At 40.0% G+C, this 26,299-nt stretch carries 18 protein-coding genes, 3 pseudogenes and 1 riboswitch; of the genes and pseudogenes, 8 read left to right on the forward strand and 13 right to left on the reverse strand.

Translation table 11 applies throughout. The features are described from left to right. Nucleotides 1-23 precede the first annotated feature (23 nt). Nucleotides 24-457 (reverse strand): annotated as a pseudogene (locus ACGEDC_RS03965) (DUF3069 domain-containing protein). A gap of 483 nt (nucleotides 458-940) precedes the next feature. Between ACGEDC_RS03965 and ACGEDC_RS03970 the strand changes: the two are divergent. The 4 genes from ACGEDC_RS03970 (at nucleotide 941) to queG (ending at nucleotide 7,842) form a co-directional block, all read left to right on the forward strand. After that, nucleotides 941-2,698 (forward strand): sensor domain-containing diguanylate cyclase, encoded by a 1,758-nt coding sequence (locus ACGEDC_RS03970; RefSeq protein ID WP_394496590.1) that lies wholly within the window; start codon nucleotides 941-943, stop codon nucleotides 2,696-2,698. 82 nt (nucleotides 2,699-2,780) lie between these two features. Further along, nucleotides 2,781-4,643, forward strand: coding sequence for a diguanylate cyclase domain-containing protein (locus ACGEDC_RS03975; protein WP_394496593.1), 1,863 nt, complete (start codon nucleotides 2,781-2,783; stop codon nucleotides 4,641-4,643). Then, on the forward strand, nucleotides 4,640-6,553 hold the full coding sequence (locus ACGEDC_RS03980) for a tetratricopeptide repeat-containing diguanylate cyclase (protein WP_394496596.1): 1,914 nt from the start codon (nucleotides 4,640-4,642) through the stop codon (nucleotides 6,551-6,553). The genes ACGEDC_RS03975 and ACGEDC_RS03980 overlap by 4 nt, the downstream gene beginning before the upstream one ends. A gap of 56 nt (nucleotides 6,554-6,609) precedes the next feature. After that, nucleotides 6,610-7,842 (forward strand): tRNA epoxyqueuosine(34) reductase QueG, encoded by a 1,233-nt coding sequence (gene queG, locus ACGEDC_RS03985; RefSeq protein ID WP_394496598.1) that lies wholly within the window; start codon nucleotides 6,610-6,612, stop codon nucleotides 7,840-7,842. 127 nt (nucleotides 7,843-7,969) lie between these two features. Here the strand turns inward: queG and ACGEDC_RS03990 are convergent, their stop codons facing one another. Continuing rightward, nucleotides 7,970-8,179, reverse strand: coding sequence for a dodecin (locus ACGEDC_RS03990; RefSeq protein WP_055026266.1), 210 nt, complete (start codon nucleotides 8,177-8,179; stop codon nucleotides 7,970-7,972). 446 nt (nucleotides 8,180-8,625) lie between these two features. Here ACGEDC_RS03990 and ACGEDC_RS03995 point away from each other — a divergent pair. Beyond that, nucleotides 8,626-9,536: pseudogene (locus ACGEDC_RS03995) on the forward strand (LysR family transcriptional regulator). A gap of 102 nt (nucleotides 9,537-9,638) precedes the next feature. Here ACGEDC_RS03995 and ACGEDC_RS04000 read toward each other — a convergent pair. From ACGEDC_RS04000 to ACGEDC_RS04025, 6 genes are all read right to left on the reverse strand, one after another. Further along, nucleotides 9,639-10,394, reverse strand: a complete 756-nt coding sequence (locus tag ACGEDC_RS04000) for an HDOD domain-containing protein (RefSeq protein ID WP_055026268.1) — start codon at nucleotides 10,392-10,394, stop codon at nucleotides 9,639-9,641. A 182-nt stretch (nucleotides 10,395-10,576) separates the two neighbouring features. Further along, nucleotides 10,577-12,574: a TonB-dependent receptor gene (locus ACGEDC_RS04005; protein ID WP_119968392.1), complete on the reverse strand. Its 1,998-nt coding sequence runs from the start codon at nucleotides 12,572-12,574 to the stop codon at nucleotides 10,577-10,579. A gap of 143 nt (nucleotides 12,575-12,717) precedes the next feature. Beyond that, nucleotides 12,718-12,954, reverse strand: a riboswitch (cobalamin riboswitch). A gap of 188 nt (nucleotides 12,955-13,142) precedes the next feature. Beyond that, a complete protein-coding gene (locus tag ACGEDC_RS04010) occupies nucleotides 13,143-13,790 on the reverse strand; it encodes a hypothetical protein (protein WP_394496602.1) in 648 nt (215 codons plus the stop codon). A 129-nt stretch (nucleotides 13,791-13,919) separates the two neighbouring features. Beyond that, nucleotides 13,920-14,225 (reverse strand): DUF3622 domain-containing protein, encoded by a 306-nt coding sequence (locus tag ACGEDC_RS04015; RefSeq protein WP_055026271.1) that lies wholly within the window; start codon nucleotides 14,223-14,225, stop codon nucleotides 13,920-13,922. An 86-nt stretch (nucleotides 14,226-14,311) separates the two neighbouring features. Then, a complete protein-coding gene (locus ACGEDC_RS04020) occupies nucleotides 14,312-16,240 on the reverse strand; it encodes a peptidase U32 family protein (RefSeq protein WP_394496605.1) in 1,929 nt (642 codons plus the stop codon). 141 nt (nucleotides 16,241-16,381) lie between these two features. After that, on the reverse strand, nucleotides 16,382-16,948 hold the full coding sequence (locus ACGEDC_RS04025; protein WP_055026273.1) for a phosphoribosyltransferase: 567 nt from the start codon (nucleotides 16,946-16,948) through the stop codon (nucleotides 16,382-16,384). Between the two features lie 256 nt (nucleotides 16,949-17,204). On the opposite strand from ACGEDC_RS04025, the gene ACGEDC_RS04030 reads away from it, so the two are divergent. Next, nucleotides 17,205-17,852 (forward strand): DNA-J related domain-containing protein, encoded by a 648-nt coding sequence (locus ACGEDC_RS04030; protein ID WP_080916523.1) that lies wholly within the window; start codon nucleotides 17,205-17,207, stop codon nucleotides 17,850-17,852. Between the two features lie 312 nt (nucleotides 17,853-18,164). Beyond that, nucleotides 18,165-18,787, forward strand: a pseudogene (locus tag ACGEDC_RS04035) (thiol:disulfide interchange protein DsbA/DsbL). Nucleotides 18,788-18,949: 162 nt separating this feature from the next. Here the strand turns inward: ACGEDC_RS04035 and ACGEDC_RS04040 are convergent. The 5 genes from ACGEDC_RS04040 to ACGEDC_RS04060 all read right to left on the reverse strand — a co-directional run bounded on the left by ACGEDC_RS04040 (nucleotide 18,950) and on the right by ACGEDC_RS04060 (nucleotide 24,896). Then, entirely contained in the window at nucleotides 18,950-19,477 is a 528-nt protein-coding gene (locus ACGEDC_RS04040; RefSeq protein WP_394496608.1) for a cytochrome b/b6 domain-containing protein, read from the reverse strand. Between the two features lie 109 nt (nucleotides 19,478-19,586). After that, the gene (gene hemG / locus ACGEDC_RS04045; RefSeq protein ID WP_055026475.1) at nucleotides 19,587-20,108 is read right to left on the reverse strand and encodes a menaquinone-dependent protoporphyrinogen IX dehydrogenase; all 522 of its coding nucleotides are present in this window, start codon (nucleotides 20,106-20,108) and stop codon (nucleotides 19,587-19,589) included. A gap of 321 nt (nucleotides 20,109-20,429) precedes the next feature. Beyond that, nucleotides 20,430-22,022: a di-heme oxidoredictase family protein gene (locus tag ACGEDC_RS04050; RefSeq protein WP_394498235.1), complete on the reverse strand. Its 1,593-nt coding sequence runs from the start codon at nucleotides 22,020-22,022 to the stop codon at nucleotides 20,430-20,432. Between the two features lie 207 nt (nucleotides 22,023-22,229). Further along, nucleotides 22,230-23,393, reverse strand: coding sequence for an imelysin family protein (locus ACGEDC_RS04055; protein ID WP_055026485.1), 1,164 nt, complete (start codon nucleotides 23,391-23,393; stop codon nucleotides 22,230-22,232). 78 nt (nucleotides 23,394-23,471) lie between these two features. Beyond that, nucleotides 23,472-24,896: a hypothetical protein gene (locus tag ACGEDC_RS04060; protein ID WP_394496611.1), complete on the reverse strand. Its 1,425-nt coding sequence runs from the start codon at nucleotides 24,894-24,896 to the stop codon at nucleotides 23,472-23,474. 182 nt (nucleotides 24,897-25,078) lie between these two features. Here ACGEDC_RS04060 and ACGEDC_RS04065 point away from each other — a divergent pair, with 182 nt between their 5' ends. Continuing rightward, nucleotides 25,079-26,275 (forward strand): MFS transporter, encoded by a 1,197-nt coding sequence (locus tag ACGEDC_RS04065; RefSeq protein ID WP_394496613.1) that lies wholly within the window; start codon nucleotides 25,079-25,081, stop codon nucleotides 26,273-26,275. Nucleotides 26,276-26,299: the final 24 nt, after the last annotated feature.

Raw genomic sequence — 26,299 nt, forward strand, 5'->3', positions numbered from 1 at the left:
CCCAAAATGCGTAATCACTTGTCTTAAATAGCCATCACTTGTTTAAAGCTATTTAATAAAGAACGGTCAGTTCTTGCTTTCTTTAATTTCTTAATACTTTCTTTGAGTGACTGTTCGGCTAATCGGCCAAACACCCCATCATATTCTTTTTCATCGATCGCTTCGTCTGAGTCTGCTTCATCAGCAATTTCTTGAGCTACACGACTCAACTGCATCCAAGCATTGGCAATATAAAACCCATGAAACTCAGCTTGCGGCATCAATTTTTGCGCACTTGCAGGCAAACTCTGCCAACTTTTTCAAATAAGCCTGCATTATCTTGGATCAGTTCTTTAAATAAGCCTTCATAAGCCTCTAAAAGAGTTTCTGGCAACTTATCCATAGGCAAAACTTTATTTGCCACATTAAACGAAATCGCTTTTGCAGTAGCTTGATATTCAGCAGTTCTTTCAATCATTAATTATTTCTCAAGTTAAGATTTTTATTGTATTGCCGAGTAAAAATTCATCTTGCCACCCCAAATTCATCTAAAAAATCTACTACCATTATTTTATTTTGGTATTTTTTCACAATTATTTAAATGATGTTTGAGAAGGTTAACAAAGTGAATAGACACCTGACTAGTACATTTGTTTTAGTTTATAATAATTTAACTATTATAACCAAAACAAATGTTATTAAAGTAACACTAAGCAACTAATTTAATTAGCTTTAAATACAAACGACATACATTACATTTACTTTTAGCCACTTGATTGAACAATTATAATTATATGCCATAATGGAATAATATTTATAAACAACATGAGAAAAACCTAATCAACACTCTGCTTAAATATGCACTCGCTTTCGCTATTAGCGTGTCTTTGCTAACCCAAGTAGCAACAGCCAGCAGCGCCCCCACTCAACAACGAATAGATCAGTTATTTGAGATATTTTTTTGGGAGAAGAAGGCGATCTTGAGTTATTAAATAAGTATCTTGCAGAGCTTGATCAATTAATCCCAGCTGACGATATAAAGCAACGTGAAAAGCTTATCCCACTCCAATGTTGGTACCATCCTTCTGAAACGACCGAGGAGTTTCAAAAAGCCATCAAGCATGCCGAAGTATTAATGGAGGCGCATCAAAAAAGCTATCCTTCAGAGCTGCATGCAGATTTATTATTATGCCGCGGTTCACATTACCAATATTCAGGTAAACCAGAACAAGCGAAATTGGATTATGACGCAGCAATTAAAGAAGCGTATTTGATTGAAAATATGCGCTTAATAGCAGATGGCAGAAGCATGAGAGGCACCATGTTATCTTATGAAGGTGATTACACTGGTGCCCTTGAAGACCTAATCCCTGCTCAATCCATGTATGAGCAACTCAACCTAGCTTACTGGGCACGGGTTAATTTAAGTGAAATAGCCAATAGCTATCGCCGTTTTGGCGACCCGCAAATGGCACTGACATATCAACTCAAACTTGAAAAAGCATACCTAGACAATAATCAGCTAGTAGAAGCGTTTGATACCAATACGCAAATAGCGTACTCCTATGAGGCATTAGGTGATAATCAATTGGCTTTAGAGCGACATCAAAAAAGTTACCAATATTGGCACCAACAAAAGAATTCACTTTCAGCTGCTGCTTCTGCTGTAGATATGGCTGGAATATTAATCAAGTTGAACCAAGTAGATGAAGCTGTTGAAATTTTAGAGCAAGCAGAAAATACAGTCACAATTGAATTTGATGGCCTTTTTAGTTTCATGAAATTATTCAGTGCCCAAGCGGCACTGATTAAACAACATCCCGAAAAAGCGCTGGAATATGCTGAAGAAGCTGAATCAGGATTTAATGTTAGCAATAACGATCGTGGGTTAAGCCAGCTATACACTCTACGAAATCAAATCTATTTATCCATTAAAGATTACCAATCTGCTCATCAAGCACTAACAGATTATCTCAACGTTCATCATAAGCTTGATCAACTCAGTCTAACGAGTCGAAATAGTGAAATGAGAGCACGGTTTAACACCGATAAAATTGAAGCTGAAAATCAAAACTTACTCTCAATACAGCTCATAAAGGAAAAAGAATTAGCAGCGCTTGAGCAAAACAAACGATTGCAAAACATTATCATTATATTGGTCGCGATCATTTTAATCATCGTGACCATATATGCGGTAAAACAAGTCAAGCGCAAACAAAAATTCAAAGATCTTGCATTGACTGATGAGCTCACGAAACTGGCTAACCGACGCCATACCTACGCATTAGCTAAAACATATATTAACCAAGCAAAAACCGAGCATAGCCAATTTTCGGTTATTTCTTTTGATGCGGATCATTTCAAGAAAGTCAACGATACGCTAGGACATGACATTGGCGACAAAGTGTTGATAAAACTTGCTAAAATAGCAAAAGAGTTGATGCGTAAATCCGATACTGTTGGTAGAGTCGGAGGGGAAGAGTTCCTGATTTTATTACCTGGGGCAAATGAACAACAAGCTTATGATATCGCAAGTAGGCTTATTGTGAGAATTGCTGACGCTGATTGGGATACTATCGCGCCAGAGCTTAAACAAACGGTCAGTGCAGGCGTCACGCATTATCAAAATGGCGATAATTTTGAAAACATGCTTTTGCGTGTCGATAATGCACTTTATCAAGCAAAATCTGCAGGAAGAAACTGCGTTAAAACGGTATAACACATTGCTGTGTCAACGACATTATTGGCCTTTTATAAACAAGATTACGAGTCCAATTATTAAACTCACTTTTTGTCTATGTTTGATTTTATTAGGTTGTTTTACCCAACACGTTTTCGCTAACCCTATACAAAACCAAGCTGCAGACGATATTTTTAATCAGTTCAATAATGATGAACTGACAGGCACGTTATTCACCGATGAAAAATTGCTGGAGCTTAAAGCCCTTATTGCTCCTAATGACTTACCTCGCCTTCAAGCTCTTGAGACGTTTACATGTAAACAAGTTCGTGCACATGAAACTGATAAGTTGCACGCCTTAATCAAATCAACAGACTCAATATCAAACGGTCATTATTATGCGAAAAGCACCCCGATATTATTGAACCTTTGCCGCTCTAAAGCACTACGTTACCTCGGTAAGCATGAGCAAGCTAAAGCAATCAACCTAGCAATGCTAGCCTCAGCGACAGAGCTTAACGATGAAAATGTATTAGCGAGTGTTCATAACTCTATTGGTCAACAGGCGTTATTTGAAAACCAGTTTTTTAATGCTATAGAAAGCATTAGCAAGTCCTATGAGCTTCACCAGAAAATCGGTCATACAAACTCGGCTAATTTGAATATTATCGAATTGGCGAGTGCTTACAGGCGCTTAGGTGATAACGATAAAGCACTATACTATTATGGCATTGCCGAGCAGCGTCTCATTGAAAACCAAAGTCACATTTTACTGGCGATTGTTCAGCATTCATTGGCTTACATAAAACTTGATAATGGTGAATATCAAACCGCTTTAGCGTATTTTCAAGATGTATTAAACGTCGCCAATAAATCGAACAACCAGCTGTATCAAACGCGTATTAAAGTCGATATGGCTGCACCGTTAATCAAACTGTCACGATTAGAAGAAGCGGATAGTATTCTGACTGATGCACAAACCATTATTGATGAAGAAATGTTCTCTCATTATGGCTATATGCATGCTTATCTATTTGAATTACGTTTCTTGCAATCACACAATGAGCAAGCATTACGTCATTTTATAGAAGCTGAAAGAAGCTTTAAAAAATACAATAATAAAAAAGGGCTTTCCCTTATTTACCAACTCATTAGTGAATACTTTGCCCAACAACAGGATTACAAAACGGCTAATCATTGGCATCATCAATTTCTGACTATCCATCTTGAACTGGATAAAGCAACACAAGAAACCTATAACTCTGAAATGCGAATACGATTCGACTCTAAACAACTCGAAGATCAACAAGACCAATTATTGCAGTTTCAAGCATTGAAAGAACAACAACTTGAAGCCCTAAAAACAAAGCAGCGATTACAATACATAGCGTTAATGTTAACTGCGGTATTTTTTATTATTCTTGTGACGTTTTTAATAAAGCTAATAAAAAAATCAATTCAATACAAAAACTTATCATTAACAGACCCCCTCACTGAGCTGCCCAATCGATTATTCGCTTATCAAGTGTTAAATAAGTTATTAGCACAAAAAAACCAATTTTCGATTCTACTTTTGGATGTTGACCACTTTAAATCAGTCAATGATCAATACGGTCATGATGCGGGAGATCGTGCTCTTCAACTCATTGCCAAGCAATGTTTAAGTATACTGAATAAAGATTACACCTTATCTCGTATTGGTGGTGAAGAGTTTTTAATCATCATGCCAAGTACCGATAAAACGCAAGCCATTCGTTTTGCAGCCAACATTAACCAAAAAGTAAAATTAATAGACACGACCTCCTTGGCAATGAATAAACCTTTTACCGCCAGTATTGGTATCAGTAGTGTGACGTCATCAACCACAATTTCAGCTCAGTTAAAGCAAGCCGATATTGCACTTTATAAAGCGAAAAATAACGGGCGTGATAATACGGTTCATTTTCAAGATTGCTCCTCTCATGAAAGGGAGGAACAGCAATGAAGTATTATTTAAGGCTGCCCGCGTTGCTAAAAGGTTGCTTGGGTTTATTAAGCTTATTGGTATCAATCACATCTTTGGCCAATACAATGGAAGCCAATGAATTCAGTAACCCTGAATTTGATGCGCTGTTTACCATCGTTGATCATGGCGATATCAATGATGAACGCTATCAACAAACCATAGAGCAACTCACGCAAATGATCACTAAAGGTGACATGGTTAGAACCCATAAACTGTTACCTAAACAATGCTTAGCTTTTAACTTTTTTGAGCCAGAACAAAATGAGCAGGCAGCAAGTTTCATTATCAATGCCTATGAAAATTACCCAGAAATGCCACACGCCATTCGCATTGAATTATCACTATGTGAAGCAACGCTCCTGCGTTACCGTGGTGAAATAAACAACGCAAATGAATTAATAAAACAAGCGCTAGCTGACGCTAAACAAATCGAACACTTACGCTTAATAGCTGACGCTTACTCCATGCTAGGTCAAATTGCTTCTTATACTGGTGACTTTGCTATTGCGTTAGAAAACTTGCTGCAGTCTTATGAAATCTACCAAGGGCTTAACTTACCAACACTAGAACATTTAGGGTTACTTGATTTAGCGATTACCTACCGCAGATTAGGTGAAACTGACACAGCACTTAAATACTACCAGGAAGTTGAACGTCAATTTAGTTCAACAGGACAAACGGCCTTAGTCATGCTCGTAAAAAACGATATGGCTTACGCCTATGAAGATTTGCAACAATATCAGAAGGCAGCAGACAACTATTTATCGATTTACAATTATTATCAAAAAGTGCATACCGACCCCACATTCGTCGCCCGGGTTGCTGTTGATATGTCATCGGCACTTATACACCTAGGTCAATATCAACAAGCACTCAACTATTTAAATCAATACGAAAACATCGTCAGTCCAGCTGTTGATACCCATTATAGTTTCTTGCAACTACACCAAGCCCAAGCTAAACATGGACTCGGTCAAACAAAAGCAGCATTACCCCATTTAGAAAAAGCCATTGCGGGATTTGATAAAAATAACAATAAACGTGGCCACGAGATGTTGCTCAAACTACAAGTTGAAATTTATGAATCACTTGAATGGTGGCAACAAGCGTACGAAGCACAGTTAGCCTTATACGACATTCATGTATTGTTAGATAAAGCCCTTAAAAACCAAGCTAGTACAGAGATGCGCGTTCGATTTGATAGCCAAAAATTAGAAGCAGAAAACGCAGAGTTAGTCGCCTTTCATCAACTTAAAGATGAGCAACTTGTTATCAGACAGGATAATGAACGCTTACAGGTTTTGGCATTGATGTTAGGAGTAGCATCAGTACTCACACTAGTGTTATTCAGTGTATTTCTTAATAAAAAGTCTAAGCAATTAAAGTATTTAGCGCTAACAGACTTATTGACTCAACTCCCCAATAGATTGAGCTTTTATCGTAGAGCCAATAGTGCGTTTGATAAGCATATTCAAGATAAAACCCCTCTTTCTATTATTTCGATTGATATCGACCACTTTAAAAAGGTTAATGATAACCACGGTCATGTATGTGGTGATAGAGTATTAAAAGCTGTTGCTAATATTATTCGTAAACACATCCAAGAGGATGATATTGCAGGGCGTGTTGGAGGAGAAGAATTTATCATTTTGCTCCCCAAAGCCCGTTCTCAAGCTGCTGTTAGCTTAGCTCAGGAAATTTCAGCAAGCGTTAATTTATACCAATTCTTCAATTTTAGTGACAACCTTGAGGTCACAATCAGTGGTGGCGTCAGCACTAGCCACGGAGAAACCACCTTATCTCAGTTAATCAAAAAAGCTGATTTGGCGCTTTATAGAGCAAAACACCAAGGTCGAAACCAAATCGTTTACTTTCATGATGATGACTAATGCATAAACACGTATAATATCGATATCATCACAGTTGCAAAGCGTGTTTATGTCATATGTCTAATCTACCTTCGGCTACGAACACTCAGCCTATTCCAGAACCCCAAGCCGCAAGCATACCGCCAGTGTTAAGCCGTGCCCTCACCACACAAGAATCAACCAGCCTTGCGCGGTTAATTAAAGCATGGGCTATCGAGTTAGGGTTTGCTCAATTAGGCATCACAGACACAGATTTAGCAGAACAAGAACCTAAACTACAACACTGGCTAGACCAAGGTTACCATGGTGAAATGAGCTATATGGCCAACCACGGAATGATGCGGGCAAGGCCCCATGAATTGCACCCTGGTACCGTTCGAGTATTGAGCGCTAGAATGGATTACCTTCCTCCGCAGGCCGGATTTGCAATCAATCTTGCTAACCCAAATCTAGGTTATGTTTCTCGCTACGCTGGCGGTCGTGACTATCACAAACTCATTCGAAAACAGCTGAAAAAGCTTGGTGATAAAATTGTCGCTCATTGCCAAACACTTGGTGTTACAGGAGTCGACTTTCGACCTTTTGTCGACTCAGCACCTATCCTTGAGCGCCCACTCGCAGAGAAAGCAGGTTTAGGCTGGACCGGTAAGCATTCATTGTTGTTACACCCTGAAGCGGGCAGTTGGTTTTTCTTGGGTGAAGTGCTCACTAATGTGCCATTACCCATTGATATTCCAATAGAGCAAAGCTGCAATACCTGTGTTGCCTGTATTAAGTCATGCCCAACCAATGCCATTTTGGACAATAATGTTGTTGATGGTAGTCGCTGTATCTCTTATTTAACCATCGAGCTTCAAGGCGCTATTCCGCTTGAGTTCCGTAAGGCCATCGGCAATCGCATTTATGGCTGCGATGACTGCCAACTAGTTTGCCCTATTAACGCAAGAGCACCGCTGACAGAACAAAGCGACTTTCATATTCGCCAGCAATTAATACAACCGGATTTATTAACTCTATTTTCTTGGAGCGAAAAGCAGTTTTTATCACTTACTGAAGGTAGCCCAATACGTCGTATAGGCCACAAAAATTGGTTACGTAATATCGCTATTGCCCTAGGCAACGCACCTTATAGTGAGAATATTATTCGCGCACTTAATGCTAAAAAGCAGTCTGAAGAAGTTGATGAAATGGTCATTGAACACATCGACTGGGCACTTCATGAGCAGCAACAAAACCATGAAAACGTGGTTAATCGTAAAACACAGCGAGTGGTGAGAAGTATCGAAAAAGGCTTACCAAGAGATGCATAGTCACCATTAATAATGGCGCAATATCATAACTGAAATGCATAACTTCATTAAAGATGAGTAAACAAAATCAGCGACAAATGAGTATAAGATTACCATCCACATTTGCGCTGATTACAGATAAAAACCATTAACTTTGATCTAAGGTAAAGCCCACCTTAATTGTCACTTGCCAATGAGCAATTAACCCTTCTTCTAAATGCCCTCTTGTCTCTACGACCTGAAACCAACGCATATGCTTGATAGATTTATTCGCTGCAGCTATCGCATTTTTAATCGCATCATCTGAGCTAATGGGAGAAGATCCCGTTAATTCAATCAGTTTGTATGTATGGCTCATTATCACTCCGTTACTTAAATAAGAAGATTTATTCAGTATAGGTAATCTATTAAAGTCTGCTTAATTTCAGCATTATCAATGCTACTTCACTCAGCTTAATCAGCATTTGTCACCTACGACATTAGCTTCATAGAACTGTTCAAATGGCTCTCCTTTACAATTCGGTCGTCAACAAGCTCAGCCATCTGGGTGATGAAATTCATATCAAATGTTATTCAGTGCTCATCTCTTACTCAAAACGGCAAATTATTAAACATTGTAGGGACTTATAAACATTAATCTTGTAATTCCTATATCAAAAACGCCATTAAATTAACAAAAAACACACATTTCTGTAAATTAATTACACAGGCGTCTGGACGTCTAGAAGTTTATTGTGATAGTCTGTCATTAAGCAATCGAATTGATTTCACCCGTAAGTTGAGCAAAATTCATGTGAGGATAATATGATAGAGCTGAGACATCTTCGTACTTTGATGGCACTAAAAGAGAGTGGTAGCCTTGCTGGTGCTGCCAAAAACGGTTCGTTACCCAATCAGCGCTATCACACCAAATTAAAGAATTGGAAACCCGTATTAATTCAGCCATCTTTATCCGTAAAAGTAAGCCATTATCGTTTACTCAAGAGGGGGCAAGATTACTGAACCTTGCCGAAGAAATTTTACCTAAAGTGATGGTCACCGAATCTGATTTGAAAAAAGGTTTGGATGCAGAATCTCAGTCATTAAAATTGGGGATTGAATGCCACAGTTGTTTTCGTTGGTTAATGCCTGTCACTGAAGCATTTAAGCAATTAGCACCTGATGGTCGTATCGATTTGTCGAGCCGTCACTTATTTGATTCTTTAAATGCTTTAGAGCTGGGCGAACTCGATATTGTGCTCACCTCAGATCCTGTGCCAGGACATGCATTAGCGTACCAACACTTATTTGATTTTGAGGTTAAGTTGGTTGTTGCTAACGATAATCCATTAGCAAAAGAAACGTTTATTAAACCTGAACAACTGGCTAAACAAACCCTAATTTCATACCCAGTACCGCTGCAACGCTTAGATATTTATAAGCACTTTTTAGAGCCTGCTGGTGTTGAAGCGGGTGAGCAGAAACAATGTGATTTAACCGCAATGCTGTTACAACGAGTTGCATGCAATGACGGTATTGCCGCATTACCAAGTTGGTCAATTAACGAAAGCCATGGGCTAAACCTATCCTCTGTGAGACTAGGAGTAGAAGGCCTTAAACGGCCATTATTTGCGGCTTACCGTCGTAATGCCGCTAACACCAACTTGATTCAAAAGTGGTTGACCCTAGTTGCTGCTGAAGGGTTAAAGTTGCAAAGGTTAGCTCAACAACACTAAAGCAAGAAAGTGTTAGAGACACCATAAAAAATGCCACTGATACAGTGGTATTTTTGTTATTTAAGATTTGATATTTAAAAAACTGTGGATGAATGAGTTACATCACGAATCGATATCAGATAGTGGATTTATCAAAACATTACGTTTCGCTAAAACATGTCTTAACACCATGCCCGCAGAGTTTGCATTATCTGTCTGCTTAATATTATGAGCAATCATAAACTCATTACGTAAATCATCATCAAGCCCTAATGCTTCAAATGCTTCTATAGACAGGCTTTGTTGTTGAGTATCAATGAGGGTTTTAATCACTTGTAGTGAGATAGCTTTTTCTGATGCGGCATTTAAAAACGCAAATGCACTCAAGGTTATTACCTGACCAAAAACGCTGAATAAGGCTAAAGTTTGCACTTCATCAGCATCAATATCAATCGGTTGATCGCTTTCTTCAATATCACGTAGATGCTGCACCGCATCGACGGCGATACTTTCAGTTAACGCCCAATAGCCTTTGACCAATTTACTGTATGGTTCTTTAAGCTCATCAAGACGTTCTTTTAAATAAAATGAAAACGCATAACGATAAATATTCACTTGACCTAAACGGATAAGTGCATCTTTAATGCTGCGATTTTTAGTCGAAATAATACCACCAGCTTGAGCCGTATTACTGCGCCATAATAAGTGTGCAGCTAACGCAGGATCGCTAGAAACGATATCAATTAATACACGGATATCAGCTTCATTAATGAGGGCTTTCTTCAAAGGGATCAAAATACCGCGACGACCAATCACTTGTTCTTCGTTACCGATAATAGCTTTGACTTGAGTTAACACTTGTTGCTCAAGATAGGTCATATTGTAGTGCTTCCCTTTCAAATTTTTATATTTCTCTAACGAGATTTATCCACATAAGCAGCATAAAGGTCAAGTAATTAATCCTTAATCAAACAAAAAGCCGACAAGCGAGTTGTCGGCTTTAATTTTTCTAGTGTTTTATCCTGTTTGGATTTTTTCCACCGTTTAAAAAACAATCACTTCTAAAAACGGTATCCAGCAGTCAAACGTACAGAGCGGCCATTCCCTGAATAATAACCATTACCCCATGCAGAGTAATAGCCAGCGCTGACGTACTCTTCATCAAATAAATTATCCGCACGCAAACTTGCAGACCAATTATCACGAGTGTAGTTCAGTGCAAGGTTAGCTAACACATAGCTGTCTAATTTAGGGTCAACATTGGCATTATCACCTTCGATATAACGCTCACCGGTGTAAATGCCTTCAGCAAACACTTGCCACTCACTTGCAATGTCATAACTGACATAAGCACGTGCATTATGTTCAGCAACCCAAGACAAAGCCTTACCTTCATTTTCACCTTCAGTGAACTCAGCATCAATGTAATCATATGATGCACCTAATAACCAATCTTCTGATAATTGAACATCGAAGCTGGTGTTAACCCCAAAACGGCGAGATGCATCCGCATTAACGTTTGCACCGCCACCTTGTGGGCCATCTGTGCGCCCAGCGTCATAAACAATTTCATCTTCTAAATCGAGTACATAAGCGTTTAATTTGAAGGTGTATAAGCTTTCTGTCCAATCCCATCCTGCTTCATATGAACGACCAGTTTGCGGGTCCAACCCTATTGTGGTTACTGGTGTGTAAGCCTGCTCATCAACTTTAGCAAAACGGAAGTTATCATTAGCACGAATATAAAAGCGATGTTCGATACTTGGACGATAATTTAAACCTAACTCAAATGCATGGGCGTCATTATCAAGCTCGACACCGTTTGGATATAAAGTTTGATCGGTTAAATCATCAGTCACTTCACTATAGCGGCCACCCACGACGTAAGATAATGTACTTGTTAATGGCACCGAGGCTTGAACGTAAACGCTTGCCATTTTTTGTTCATTGTTTCTTTGAGTGTAAGCCAGATCAAAATCAGCTTCACCAACGCTTAAATCAATACCAGCGACAATGTCTAAATCACCTTGCTCTAACTGGTAATTACCCGTCGCTTTAGGTGAAAAGCTAAATAAGTTACGCTCGATTCGCCCAGCACTCCCCCATAAAAAGTTAGTTGTTAAGGTATCTGAATAATTTATATCAGCGGCTAAAGCCCACTCATTAGTTAATTGATACTCATAACCACTTCGCAGTGCTGTGGTCATTTCATGGGTGTAGTCATCATCTGTGAATGGTGCTGCTTGACTAGGATCATCTTCAAATTGCGCTAAGGTTAAAGCACCTGGTGCTTGACGATTATCGTCATAGTAGCTGGCTTCTACAAAAAACTGCTGTTTATCAGACTGATACTGTAAACGTCCTAAAATAGAGCCCGTTTCACTCTCGTTATTATCACGATAGTTATCGCTTTGGTTGTAGCTACCCGCTAAGTAATAACGCCATGCATCATTGATTTGACCAGTAATATCACCTTTAGCTTCATAGGTATCAAAACTACCAGCGCTTAGCTCAAGACCACCACCAGTTCCGTTAGGAGCTTTAGTGATAATATTAATGACACCACCCACGGCTTGATCACCGTATACGACACCAGCACTACCATATAGCACTTCGACACGCTCAACTTGGTTTAACGCTACCGCATTCAAACTAGGCGCTGAAATATCGATATTATTTAAACGGCGACCATCAATCAAAATAAGAGTGTTACTGGCAGCTTGCGATGCGGTAAAACCACGCATAGCAAAGGTCGTACCTGAATTATTATCAGACACTTGAATACCCGCTTGGCTGCGTAGTAAGTCAGTTAAGCTTACAGCACCGCTCATCTCAATGTCAGCGGGGCCAATGACGTGCACGTTAGCAGCAATATTCAGTGGGTTAGCTTCACTTCGACCTATGACCACAATGGTTTCTGTTTCTGCATTGATAGCAGCAGGCTCAGTAGTTGATGGTGTATTAGTCGTTTCAGCATTAGCAGTTGAAACAAAACTTGCAGCAGAAACACTTAATATCAGGCTCAGTGCAGTGGCGATTTTAGTTGGATTAGTACCCATTTACCTTTAACTCCTAAAAGGAAAAATGGGGCATATTTGCCGCAGCATAGATGCTAGCAATTTGAATGAAATCAAGTTCAATTAACACTCAATGATTCACTCATGGCTAGTAAGGCTACATTTCGAGATCTGCCCACCGAAATCTCAAAATCATTTTTTGGGCCGGTCTCCGGACTCAGGATAAAGTCACCATTGTGACTCACGAAGCTGAATTTTAAACGTTATAGACTTGTCAGTTCTCCAACAAACCTATTCAACGCACTCAGTTCTCACCATTACCGTTGCGGGGGCAGTACCAGGTTCTCACTGGTTTCCCGATTATCCCGATTCTATTCATCGAATGAAATAGAAGCTGGGCACCACAAAAAATTGACGATAAATTTGAATTGTTTACACGACTGTTCATCAGTTACATATAACAACAGATTACATTATAACGTGTTAATGTTTCTTTTTGATATAAAGAATGATGATCTATCATATTATTCAACTGCTAGCGAAATAAGTTGAATAATATGATTAGAAAAACGGCTTACAGGTTTGCGACAAGCATTTGTGGTGAGGCGCGTTAACGGGAGAACTTTACCGTAAGCATATTCGAAATAAAGTCACGGTGGTTTGAGGCATTGAGTGGCGGGTTAGACTGACTAAATACACTTCCTCGCATTGACTTATGCATTAAATATAAATCGTCAGTGTCTTTAATCACGGCGTAATAACCAATTTCACCCTGCTGCTTACGTGACGTTGCGCCGCCATATAAGTTTTTCATAGCCGTGCAACCAATAATGCCATGATATGCTTCTTTACCGCCGATTTGAGTCATCCCCAACTGGTTATAAACCACTTCTCCTTGGCAACTTTGTTGGTAGGTATCAGCAAAATTATCTAAAAACTGGGCGCTTTCGATATTGTCAGCTAACCCTTCAAAACCTTGAATACAAAATAAGTCAGACCAATCACTAAGAGACTCTCCAGCAGGAACAAACTCCGCTTTATACATGGTGCCACGCTCAGCATTGAAAGCCATTTTCCAGCCAGTGGGTAACACAAAAGAGACTTTATTTGAAAAAATTGACAGTTCTTTCTTAGTTGAACCGCCCTCTGAATCAAGGTTTGCAGTAATAGTATTAAGAAATGGTTGTGGCTCTTTGGCCATTACATTAAATGAAGGGCTGAATGATAACAGCCCCCAATTATTATTAGGGTAGCGCAAGCTTTCATACCGAAATCATCCTTGGTATTGGTGCTGAAAGGTGAAGTTTAGTTAATTTTTAATAAAATACAGCAAACTATGTCACCAAAATGTTGTATTACTGTATTATTTTAACTACTAATCTTCAAGCTAATCCTCTGAATCAGTTAGATTCAATTCATTTTCATCGTCAATAAGTGCTTCTGCAGCAATCGCGTCTGCAATTGATTTTGCTTTAATTTTCTTTTCTGTTTTGCGTTTGTTGCGCTCAGCCTGTGTGGCCATAAAGCCTGTCAGTTCTTTTTGGCCCCATGCTGTCGCTTCATCTTCTGTTGCAAAGCCATCATGACTTTTAGATACAACAGTCTTGGTTGCACTCATACGACGGGTGATTTCTGCTTTAAAGGTATCGCCAACGGCTAACACACGAAAATCGTACTTCTTACTTTTGCTCATTACTCGGTTTTCCTAGCTGATTACAGCTTAAATATGTCGCGTTACACGCGAATATGCTCAACTTGGCATTGCTGCCAATACGTAGTTTATTGTTTCACTAACTGGTTTGAACCAACAATCATCATTTCACATTTCTGACAGTCGAAAACCAGCTTTAATCTATCTTTCCCGATATCTAACACCATAGGATCAGCCTTAATACCCTCGACTTCTTTAGGGCATAAATTAAAGCTATATCGTAAACAGTGCTTAGTGACCATTAATGGCGCATCGGTTAACACTTGGTTCTTTTCATAGGTGTCTTCAATTTGAATCACACCGTGCTGCTGATAAAACTCTCGAGATTTATCGTTAGCGACATTTGATAGAAAGCTCAAATACTTCTGTGGGAAGCGCGCTTCTTTGTCGTGCTCGCCTCGAAGAGGTCGTTGATACCCATTAATACGCTTCTCATCTAAAGCCGCAGTAGCGTCACGACGTAGTCCATTAATTACCGATGCTGGTAAAAACCATCTGTTGGCACAGTTCACTTGTAACTGCCCTAATACATAATCACTATTACCTAGCTTTCCTAATTGGGTTCGAAGGCTGGCATCGGCTTTTGCATAGTCTTTTGCTGGCTCTTTTGCCCACTCAAGCTCGGTAGTAGCATAATGACCGTGGTTATCGTTAATGGTCAATGCAATGCCGCTATCGGTATCATTGAGTACCATATTCACTCGTATTTTTCTGGTGGCTGAATCTTTAGATAACAACGCATCAAATTGATGATCAAAGTTTCTAAATAGCTCAACACCCACTTTCAAATCTTTACTAACATCAGTTAAAAACAGGGTATTGCCGTCAGCACGATTAACGCGCAACCCTTTGGTCTTGTTATCAGAAAGACGCTGTTTTTGGTAACCATCGATGAAAAAACATAAACCGTCACCATTATTAAATTCGATGGTTTTACCCGCTTTAGCACTATCAACTTTAATAAAGTCACGACCGACGCCAACAATTGTGCCGACCTTTTCACCTATGTATTTAGGCGAGCTAAAATGTTCAATCAACGCGGTGCGCTGATTAATAAAGTAATCCGTTTTACCACGGTTAAAGCTCTTTTCAGGATCAGGAGTAAACGTAAATTCACTGCGGCCATGGGACATCGACTCTAGATCGCTGCGGCGATCAATAATCGCATCTAACTGTTGACGATAATGAGCCGTAACATTCTTAAGGTAACTAATATCTTTAAGACGACCTTCAATTTTAAATGAAGTCACCCCAGCATCAATTAATGCTTCGAGGTTTTCTGTCTGGTTATTATCTTTAAGTGATAATAAATGCTCATTTTCAGCTAATACTTCGCCATCACGGGTCGACAAGTCACAAGGAAGGCGGCACATTTGCGAACACTCACCGCGGTTAGCACTGCGATTTGAAAACGCATGACTGATGTTACATAAACCGCTGTAACTTACACATAATGCGCCATGGACAAAATATTCCAATTTAAGCTTGGTGTTGTCAGCAATTTGCTTAATTTGCGGCAAGTTTAACTCGCGGGCTAATACCACTTGCGAGAATCCCACCTGCTCTAAAAATACTGCTTTTTCAGGGGTGCGATTATCCATTTGGGTACTGGCATGCATTGCAATCGGTGGTAAATCTAACTGCAATAATCCCATATCTTGGATAATCAGTGCATCGACACCCGCTTCATATAATTCCCAAATTAAACTTTGAGCTTGCTCAATTTCGTCATCCATTAAAATCGTATTTAATGCGACAAATACTTGCGCATGATAGCGATGAGCAAAATCAGCTAATCGAGCAATATCTTCAACACTGTTACCGGCATTATGACGAGCGCCAAATGCTGGCCCACCAATGTAAACTGCATCTGCACCATGACGAATGGCTTCAATACCATAGTCTGCGTTTTTAGCAGGTGCGAGTAACTCTAACTGTTTCTTTTCAGTAGACTTAGTTACAGGTGGTGTCGGCGAAAATATCTCTACAGAACTCATAATCGATGTTTATCTTTTTCTAGGTAATAAAAAATGCATCAAGATAGTAGCTAAACACGGACTAAAACCACGTGTATGTCACTATCATTGACGCACTGTTCAGTTTGCTAGTTTAGCAAAAAATAACCAGTTTCGTTGCTTTTACTTAAACAAATGCTGAATATTCTTAAAATCACTTTTCCCTTCAGCGATTTCTTGTGGGTTTAACCCAGACACTTCATGAGGGAAAACCAACCATTCTTCAGACTCATGGATGAAATAATCAGGTTTTAAGTCAACAGCGGTATTTTTGGGTTTGTAGTAAGGGCATGCTACTCGAATATCTGTTGGGATATTCTTGCGCATAAACTTTTGCAGTTTATCAATTAACGCATCCACACTGCGGCCTGAATCAAAAACATCATCAACAATCAATAAACCGTCTTCTGCATTGGCATTTTCAATAATGTAATGTAAGCCATGCACTTTTATTTTTTTGCTTTGCTTATCAGTTCCAATACCATAATAAGAAGACGTTCGTACTGCGATGTGGTCAGTTTCAACATTTTTGAAATCATAAAATTCTTGTACTGCAATACCAATAGGTGCACCACCACGCCAAATACCAACAATAAATTGCGGTCTAAAACCACTATCGTATACTTGCGCCGCAAGCTTAAAAGAGTCTTCAAGTAACTGCTGCGCACTGATGTAATGTTTATCTGTCATTGGATTGGGCCCCTATCGTTTTTATTGCGGCGAATTTTATACCAAGGATAGCTGCTTGTCTTTGAGCAATGTGACGAAACGTCATATTTGTTACTGAAACTAGACATATTTCAGCAATTATTTAAACCAACCCACCCAAATTGACGCTATTTTCATGGCTCAAGCATAAGCTCATTTTGAATATTTTTTCACCATTGACTCCCTGTGCATCTGTGGCATAGTAAATTAACTGCCCATTCATAGTGAAATAGCCCCTATGCTTGCTGCACACAATGCTAAGCCAGAGTCGTTTTCATCACATGAGTCATTATCTCTTAAAAGTGATAACCCATTAATTTGGCCTCTACTCACTTTACTTCAAGGCCAACATCAAAGCTGGAAGGTGCACCATCTTGCCAGTGCGTTACAAGCCAAAGGCTTGATGCATGATCTTGATCCTTTGCCTGAGAAGGATTTATTCAAACGCAACTTTTTATTGATGAATGCATTGTTTGAATTACAAAGCATGCTGTTACCTAAGCAGTGGCTTCAGGTTCAAGCAATGGATATAAAAATATGTCGTGTATTGCCCCATGACATTGTCCACCAGCAACAACATGATGAAGCGTTAAAAAACTATTACCTTGATTGGCAACATTACGACACTTGTGCCAATGTCGTAAAAGAAATGCTCGAGTCTTTTTGGTCAAGTTACCATGAGTATATTGGGGCTAATCAACAGCTCATGCACGACTCTCATGCTTTACGGATTTTTGAGTTAAACGAAACCGCAACCGACAAAGATATTCGTAAACAGTGGCGAAAGTTAGCCTTAAAACTCCATCCTGATCGCCCAGATGGAGATGCTGAGCAGTTTCGGCAAGTTTGTGAAGCATGGCAAACTTTACGCTCAAAAGCGGGATAACACCGCGTTTTACGCCTATTTATTTTTATAGAAAGCCGTACCACATCACATATTTAACTCTGAAATAAATCATCGTTTAGGTCATAATTCTTGTTAAGATTAAGGCAATTAAGTTTTGGCTTAATTAAGACTATTTTAAGATTTTTCACGACTACCAGCGGGTAACGTGACACTTTTATTGAGGCTGAAATGATTAAGATTAAACCTATAGCATTTACTATGGCACTTGCGGCATTCACAATCGCCTTAACCGGCTGTGGCAAACCTGCTGAAGTAACGAATGAAAAAGCGGTTGAAGTCACGACTGAAGCAGTGGCTGAAAAAGTTGCTGAGATTCCATCTAAGTTTGTTGAAGGACAGCATTACACTAAAATTTCTGATGCACCAGCTTCAAGCGAGCCTAAAATTTCTGAGTTCTTCTCTTTTATTGCCATAACTGTTACAACATGGAAAGTAAGTACCTGCCAGAAATTAAAAGCAACTTGAATAAAGGCATCAGCTTCGAAACTAAGCACGTTGACTTTATGAACAGCGACATTGGTACAGAAGTCATGCGCTCATTAGCTGTTATCCATGAAGTGGGTAATGCAGCTGTGCTTAATACTGCCATGTTCCAAGCGATTCAAGGTGAAGGTGGTCATCACGATCATAGCGCACCAGGCCACACACATGATGAGCCAGAAATTAATAACCGTGATGACATCAAAAAAGTTTTTGCAGCTCATGGTATTGATGGTGCAACTTACGACAAAATCGCAGACAGTGATACCACCAATAAAAAGCTATCACTATGGCGTCAACAGCAAGTGATGTTCCAAGTACAAAGCGTTCCAACTTTCATCGTCAATGATAAATACGCTATCAACATGAATGAAATGCGCACCCTTGGTGACCTAATTGATGTGATGAATTACTTAGCATTAGAAAAGAAGTAATCACCATCGCCAATCGATAACGCAACTCACTCAATTGCTGTTAATCGGACAACAAAAAGCCCAATCATTTGATTGGGCTTTTTACTATCTAAAATGAGTTTATCAATCGTTACTTACCGCCAGTTTTGATTTCCATAACACTGAGATAACGTCAAACCGCCCTCAAGAATTTCTTACCATATCAATAATATGAAATGCTGCAAAAATGATATGGATAACTAAAAAGCCAACAAAACTTTGAGCAAACATGATGTGATATTTTCGCCACATTAACGCATCGCTCGACCCTTGATAAACAAACCATGCGATGCCTGTAATACTGACCAGCGCCATCAACACTAAGCCTATTCCTTCAACGATACTAAAAATCCCTTTGCCGCCTGAACTGGGTAACCTTCCCTGCGGTATTTGCTTTATTTCTTGAACGAGTTGACCAAAATCCAATGTTAGCCACGGAAAAAACTGTCGCCAATGCCCATTTAACAGATTCTTCAATAAAAACAATAATCCAAATATGGCTGCAACCAAGCCAAGGTATACATGTAAGCTATCCCAAATACTGGCTTTCGCACGTAAACGACTGCCAATCAATATCCATGGGCTCGTTACCACTAAAAAGATACTCAAGGCCACGACGATAACATGCAGTTTATCTGCAATGGTGCGGCACCATCTACTCACTTGATTCATAACTATCCTCAGTATGTCTTTAGCCAAAAGCACGGATTATCTATTGCCATAAAATTGCTTTAGCGACTAAAAATAAAGCCAACATTCGATATGTTGGCTTTAAATGATGTTAAGCAGACAGGATTCTTTCGACATAATTGTCGACTTTAGCCCAATCTGTGTATTCCACCTTTGTGTGCGGGTCGGTTGGCCCTTTGGTGATCCACATAATAAAGCGAATAATATTACGATCCATCGGCCCATAGTATTGATAGTCAAGGTTACCACCAAACACTTCTAGTTCTTTAGGCTGCCATTCACTTTGTTTTAGAAATGCCTGCATATACATATTGGTTTCAGGCGTATTTTTACCTGGCTTTCTCGCCACTAAGCTAACTGAAAAGAAACCATTGGGCTTGGTATCAAGTAATGCTTTATTTGCAGCAACATACTGATAGAGCTCAGGGCGGTGCTTACCATGGCGAATACTTGCGCCAATAAAGACTTTATCAAAAGCCGATAAATCAGGTTTATCTTGCAGTGCTGATAAAGTCACAGTTTCACCTGCAGCCTCCAGCTTTTCTTGCATATAATCACATATCTTACGGGTCTGGCCGTGGACTGTTGAATAAACGATTAAAATATTGCTCACGTTAACCTCTAAGATAAACAAAGAACGAGTTTAAAGATGGGGATAGAATTAACACGTTTCCCCTGCTGTTCGATACGTTAGTTACAGTATCAAAAATGTCTTTTAATAGACTAACTGCATTTAAAGACTAGCTTAATTGAATCTCGAATAAATTTACATGAATCAGATCACGACATATTAGCAATAGCAGCTAATTAAATGATGATTTTTTGTCTCGCTCACAAAAAAGTGGCCATATCTGACGATATGCCCACTTATACATTTTGAAAATCAGCAATTTACAAATACGACATCACGCTTATCTTAATAATGACTTGCCGACTAAAGTGACATTAAGAATGACACTAACTGATCACGCTCAGTTTTGCTCAATGCCATGAATGCCTCTTGACTGTTTTGTGCTTCACCACCATGCCATAAAATGGCTTCTTCAACTGTCGCTGCACGGCCATCGTGCAAAAATCCAGCTTGCGGATTAACGGTTTGAGTTAACCCTAAGCCCCATAACGGGCGGGTACGCCATTCATTACCATTAGCCAAAAAGTCAGGGCGCCCATCAGCTAAGTCATCACCCATATCGTGCAATAACATATCTGTGAAAGGATAAATCACTTGGCCCTTTAATGAATCAATGATGTCACTGCCACCAATATCACCGCTAGTTTTAGTGGTAAAACTTGGAGTATGGCAACCACTACAGTTAATTGATGCAAATAAACGGGCACCTTCACGTACATCATAGTCATCAACATTACGTCTGGCTGGTACAGCTAAGGTTTCAGCATAAAAAACCACTGCATCACTAAACGCTTGGTCAACTTCAGGCTCACCATTTTCATCTTCACCGGTATCAACAAAACCTGTTCGGGTTAAATAGGAGTCGTGAAGGCTCGTACCTGCCACACTTTCATCAGGAAATAACGGGTTAGTAATGCCAATATCACCACGTAATGCTCCTAAAGATTGCACTCTTACACTTGGCGTATTGGCTTTCCAACCGAAACGACCTAGAGAGACAGGGTTGTCATCTCCGTTGCGATCTTTAATCGCATCAAAAACCCAATTCGGACGACCTGAAATACCATCGCCGTTGATATCATCGGCATCCGCTAGTTCTAGAATGGCAGCTTCAGGTATAGCTTCCAATAAGCCTAAACCAAATACTGGCATGCCATTGCGCCAACCCATTAACACATCATCTTGAAGTAAATTTGAGGTAATGTTGGTGCTTTGTTTTGTCTCACCAGGTGCGTCATATGGATTTTCGACTTCAAAAATCGGCTTTTTAAGTTCAACACTCGTGCCATCGTCATAAGTCACTGTTGTACGCTCGTATGACAAGTAAACGTCTGCCTGGCCACCAAAGGCATTTTCTTGCCAATCTGCTCGCGCCTTTAGCACGCCACGATGAAACAATTGACCACCAAAATCAGGAACAGGGATTGGAGCACAATAATTATTTGCAGCATTGCCTTGGGTACATTCAACATCTGCAGCTTTACTGATCCGCAAGAATATCCCCGCATCAGACCCTAGCTTGACCCGGGTTTGATCTGCTGACAGGAAAGGCGTTGAGTTACGTCCATCACGTTGATGACACGAGTTACAGTCGGCATTATTGAAAACAGGGCCTAGGCCATCTAATTCTGGATGCTCTATATTTGGCGCTGTGGTAAATGAAATTTCAAAGTTAGCATCACCTTCAAGGTGCAGTGCTAAATCGCCCTCTGATAAATTAGGTGCAGGTGTCGAAAAACCATGCCCAGAATTACCGGCATCATAGGTCGTTGTATCGCCACCACTTGCGGTAATATCGGTAAAGTCAGGATAGGTGACAACAGGTGGCTCTGGCGTCGGTGTTGGCTGCTCATCACCACTGCCACCACATGCTGATAATAGTAAGATGCTAACCATGGATGTCAGCACAATGTTGTTATGTTGATTGGGGAATTTTTGAAACTTGTTCATCTTGCACACTCTTAAATCAATAACACTGCAAAAGGCTTAAACAACACAATTTGGGACTTGCCTTGCTCTAACGGCAGGCTTATTAGTCAAAAGCTTAAATCGCTCTGCCCTTATCAAATTTAGAGCAAAGCGATTGCTTATCCGTTATGTGGCTTACTGAGGGTTCCACTCAGATAAAAGTGGGATAACATCTGACTCTAATGAGGTTTGTAAAGTAGTAAGTGCTGTTACTGCTGTTTCAACACGAGTACGACCTGCTTCATCAAGAATAGCTTGACGGAATGGCATATCATCATTACCAGCAATGGCTTGAATTTTTAAAATTGCATCATCAATTTCGCTAGAAATACGTACTGAAAGCGTGCTGTCAGCTGCGGCAACAAAATCAATAATCCCTTGCTTGTCGGCAGAACCAGTAAACTCACCATGGTATACATTACGAACACCTTGAATGTTGTCTGCAAAGTCAGTTAATGAATTCCAAGAGTATTGAGACTCAACTTTTGAAGTGTCAGCGTTTGCAAGTGAATCACCGAAAGGATCAGCAATTTTACCGTTACCGACTTCATCAACAATACCAATCATGCCGTTGATCAACTCTTCAATGACAGCAAGTTCAGAAGAGTAAACTGTGTTGTTATCACTGCCTGGTGAAGTTAATAAATCAGCATATGGTAATGCGTTCGCATCTTGCGGGTTATGAGAAATCTGCCAAGCATCATCAAGTTGTTTTGCATAATCTCTAAACACTTCAGCAAGTGCGATGACATATTCACGTTCAGCCGTCGTTAAATCACTGATAGACTTATTGTTATCAGCGACACCATCGCCAAACAATAGGTATTCCATGGTATGGAAACCCTGTACATCATCATTCCAGCTTTTAATTGTTTCAGCGTCAAAGCCTGTATTGTTATCTAGCTGAGTCTGTAAATCAGTAGTATTTAGTGGCCAGCTATCCAAATGCGGATCGATACTCAATGAATCAACAGGACCAAAGATGTGAGATTCACCTTGTTCCCACGGCTTACGTGCCGCTTTCCACGCCTCTTGAGCAGCGGTTAAATCTGCTTGTGATGTGGAATTTACGAGTGCTTGGGTCGCCAATAACAATGCATCACCCTGTGCCGCTAAATCAGCATAACCCGCTACAATGACGTCATTCGTTAAGTTTGTGACCATCTCAGTTGCAGCAAAGCTAAACCCAGTTTCAGGTACTACCGGATCTGGGGTAGATGAATCATCAGAACCAGAACCACCACAAGCGGTTAATGTACCCATTAAGGTTAGTGCAATCGCTGTATACTTAAAATTCATGTAAAACTCCATTTCAATCAATAATTTTGGCTGATTCATTTCAGCACTTTCATTTAAAAAAACATGTTAATGCACTGGTTATAGCGAGAACTGATAACCCACACCAAGTGCAAAAAAGTTAGTATCAGGAATACTGGCTACGGCCACTTGCTGAAGCCCGCCTTCTGCTTTGATCACAATTTCAGGAATTGGGAAGTAGTTAACTCCGATACTGCTCCAGGTATTTTCATAACGCTTAGTCGCAGTACCACTTTCCACTTCCATTAGTGGATTTGAATAATCGATATTGGCAAATACAGTCATAGGAATAGCTAAGTAGTCATCAAGCTTAAAGCCTGCTTCAACAAAGAAAGATTGCGATTTAGAGCCCAATTGCGCGAAGTTACCAGGCTGTAAACCTGGAGTGGTTTTATTCGCTAATGTAATTGCATCAGAGTCACTTAAAGTACCGTACATGTATTGACCACGTAGCACCCAAGGCCCCTCAACATATGCAGCTGCAGCTGTCACTATGCTCAACGTTCCGTCAACATTGAGCTTATTGCTTTTATTTCGATTGCCTGAGGTATTGCCGTAATAGTAAGACACGCCAATAGCACTACCAGTTTTAAAGTTGCCGTAATCGATTCGCCCAGCAAATGCTAAGTCGTCAGCGTTGACATGTTCAAACCGGGTTTGATGTCCTGATGCAACCCAATCATAGGTTCGAAAGTATTCAGAGTTTAAGCCGCTAACAATCTGGGCTTGATAATGAAAATCAGAGATTTCACCGTAAACACCAATACCATTCTCGTTCCACACGGCCGGGATCATGGCAGCTTCACTTTTGTGACGGAGTACAGTGAGGTATTGGTTTGGCTTGTGTAAGGTGCTCGTTAGGCCGATTGGCAAGTGAATATTACCGAACTTAACGCCAAAGGCTTCACTAGGGCGATATCGAATTTCCGCTTTTTCAACGACAACTTCGCCGCCTGCTTCTATTTCAGATTCAAATTCACCAAATTCATCAAAACCATCATACTCCAGCGCAGTGCCAGTTCCGCCATGCTCATATTCAATTTCAACTTCCATGCTCCAGTGCTCAGTAAACTGATAACCAAATTCAGTGACGATGCGCTCTAAGTCGAAACGGTTTCTTCTTTCTGGCGTGGTATCTTGTACATTGTCAAAATACTCATCACTCGTGAAATTCGCTGCCCCATAAGATTTGAATGAAAACTGACTGAAACGGTCCTCTGCTGCGGCAACGTTCGTAACAACATCAGAGACTGCTTTTTGCTGTTGATGCTGAGTGACTTCAATTTGCTTTTGAGATTCTGCTTGCTGGGCTTGTTCCTTTGCTATGGTTTGCAATTGCTGTTTTAGCTGAGCGATTTCAGCTTCTTGCTTGGCAATCGCTTTAGCTAAATCTTCTGCTGATATCGCAGCATATGTACTTGCAGAAGTGCCTAAACCAATCACACTGGCTATTGATACTGCCAACAGCGTTAACTTTTTGCTCATCTCATTCCCCACAATATTGCACAACCTTCGTTAATGTGGCGACACAATATATTAAATAAGAATCATTTTCATTATAATTTACATTTATCTTTGCAACTTTATTTACAGCGCATTTACACTTAGCGTAAAAATGTAATCTGTGTAACCATACAAGCACGATATCAAGTTCAGGAAACCTCCCTATGTCAGTCGCCTCCAGTAAGCATCCTCAACAACTTTTATTGTGGATGACTTTCGTTATGTCGATGGTTTTTGCAGTATGGCAGGCGCTGCTAAATAATTTTGTCATTGAAAAGGCGGCATTCACTGGCGCTGAAATCGGCATGCTACAAAGTTTGCGGGAGGTGCCAGGTTTTTTAGCTTTTACAGCGATATTCGTTTTGTTGCTGATCCGTGAGCAATCATTTGCCTTGGTTTCATTAGCCGTGTTATCTATCGGCATTGCTATTACCGGCTTTTTCCCGAGCGTTTTAGGCTTATATTTAACGACGGTGTTAATGTCAGTGGGATTTCATTACTTTGAAACCATCAACCAATCTCTTACATTGCAATGGGTGGATAAAAAAGATACTGCCAGATTTTTAGGTAAGGCGTTGGCATGGCGCTCTGCTGCCGCTTTAATAGGTTATGGCAGTATCTGGATTGTGATGACATGGCTGAAATTAGATTATGTATGGATGTACGCCATTATTGGCGGACTAGGGCTAACTGCCGTGCTGGTAATGAGTATCTATTACCCTCGTTTTGATATCGCCGAACCACAACATAAAAAACTCATTTTCCGCAAACGTTACTGGCTTTACTATGCCCTTACCTTCTTGTCTGGAGCCCGTCGTCAAATCTTTATGGTTTTTGCCGGATTTATGATGGTAGAAAAGTTCGGGTATTCGGTTTCGCAAATTACGGCACTCTTTTTAATTAACTATGTGGTGAATCTACTTTTCGCCCCTGCTATTGGTCGCTTAATTGGAAAAATAGGTGAACGGAATGCGTTAGTTATTGAGTATGTTGGATTAATTATTGTCTTCGCAACTTATGCTGTCGTTGAGCATGCTCAATTGGCTGCAGCACTGTATGTAATTGATCACCTGTTATTTGCAATGGCAATAGCAATGAAAACCTATTTTCAAAAAATTGCCGATCCAAAAGACATTGCGGCCAGTATGTCGGTTAGCTTTACCATCAATCACATTGCAGCTGTGATTATTCCTGCATTATTAGGCATACTATGGTTAAGCTCACCACAGTGGGTATTTATGATAGGCGTATTATTCGCACTGTGTTCCTTGATATTATCGTTAAATATTCCAGCCCATCCGCAGGCTGGAAATGAAACGAATTGGGGTAAATCAACTACTCTTACAACGAGTGAGAGATAATTATCACCCGCTTATTCACCGTTG

The sequence above is a fragment of the Shewanella sp. ENK2 genome (assembly GCF_043568515.1).
Taxonomy (GTDB): Bacteria; Pseudomonadota; Gammaproteobacteria; order Enterobacterales; family Shewanellaceae; genus Shewanella; species Shewanella japonica.

Excerpts from the sequence above, each read along its gene's own strand:
- ACGEDC_RS03980 (WP_394496596.1), top strand. The coding sequence starts at position 4,640 with ATGAAGTATTATTTAAGGCTGCCCGCGTTGCTAAAAGGTTGCTTGGGT.
- queG (WP_394496598.1), top strand. The coding sequence starts at position 6,610 with ATGTCTAATCTACCTTCGGCTACGAACACTCAGCCTATTCCAGAACCC.
- ACGEDC_RS03990 (WP_055026266.1), bottom strand. The coding sequence starts at position 8,179 with ATGAGCCATACATACAAACTGATTGAATTAACGGGATCTTCTCCCATT.
- ACGEDC_RS04000 (WP_055026268.1), bottom strand. The coding sequence starts at position 10,394 with ATGACCTATCTTGAGCAACAAGTGTTAACTCAAGTCAAAGCTATTATC.
- ACGEDC_RS04005 (WP_119968392.1), bottom strand. The coding sequence starts at position 12,574 with ATGGGTACTAATCCAACTAAAATCGCCACTGCACTGAGCCTGATATTA.
- ACGEDC_RS04015 (WP_055026271.1), bottom strand. The coding sequence starts at position 14,225 with ATGAGCAAAAGTAAGAAGTACGATTTTCGTGTGTTAGCCGTTGGCGAT.
- ACGEDC_RS04020 (WP_394496605.1), bottom strand. The coding sequence starts at position 16,240 with ATGAGTTCTGTAGAGATATTTTCGCCGACACCACCTGTAACTAAGTCT.
- ACGEDC_RS04025 (WP_055026273.1), bottom strand. The coding sequence starts at position 16,948 with ATGACAGATAAACATTACATCAGTGCGCAGCAGTTACTTGAAGACTCT.
- ACGEDC_RS04030 (WP_080916523.1), top strand. The coding sequence starts at position 17,205 with ATGCTTGCTGCACACAATGCTAAGCCAGAGTCGTTTTCATCACATGAG.
- ACGEDC_RS04040 (WP_394496608.1), bottom strand. The coding sequence starts at position 19,477 with ATGAATCAAGTGAGTAGATGGTGCCGCACCATTGCAGATAAACTGCAT.
- ACGEDC_RS04050 (WP_394498235.1), bottom strand. The coding sequence starts at position 22,022 with ATGGTTAGCATCTTACTATTATCAGCATGTGGTGGCAGTGGTGATGAG.
- ACGEDC_RS04055 (WP_055026485.1), bottom strand. The coding sequence starts at position 23,393 with ATGAATTTTAAGTATACAGCGATTGCACTAACCTTAATGGGTACATTA.
- ACGEDC_RS04060 (WP_394496611.1), bottom strand. The coding sequence starts at position 24,896 with ATGAGCAAAAAGTTAACGCTGTTGGCAGTATCAATAGCCAGTGTGATT.
- ACGEDC_RS04065 (WP_394496613.1), top strand. The coding sequence starts at position 25,079 with ATGTCAGTCGCCTCCAGTAAGCATCCTCAACAACTTTTATTGTGGATG.